This is a genomic window from Paraburkholderia sp. EG304 (assembly GCF_046543485.1).
GTDB lineage: Bacteria > Pseudomonadota > Gammaproteobacteria > Burkholderiales > Burkholderiaceae > Paraburkholderia > Paraburkholderia youngii.
In genome coordinates, this window is the sequence record NZ_JBKGUA010000465.1 from 1 (window position 1) to 255 (window position 255).

At 61.2% G+C, this 255-nt stretch carries 1 protein-coding gene; it reads right to left on the reverse strand.

Features of this window, described 5'->3' with window-relative positions; translation table 11 throughout:
• Window positions 1-255: IS66 family transposase zinc-finger binding domain-containing protein (locus tag ACLFKU_RS44770; protein ID WP_410853523.1), on the reverse strand; the 255-nt coding region annotated here is incomplete at both ends.

A 255-nucleotide genomic window follows, 5' to 3' on the forward strand; every position in this document is an offset into this window, starting at 1 on the left:
GTTCCTGCACACCCACTTGCCACGGATATGCCGCTCTACCGTGAACACACCCGGCGTGTAATCCAGTTTCTCGCTGATGTCCTCGCCGATGCGCACACGCTCGCAGCCGCACTGGCATACGGTGCCGCCAGGCTCGTGATGTATTTCTGTACGCGGCAACTGTGCAGGCAGCGATGCGCGTTTGGACTGTTGACGTGGCTCGTCGACTGGCGTTGCCGGCTGAAGCTGCTCGAGTTCCAGTTCGATAGCGGCGAG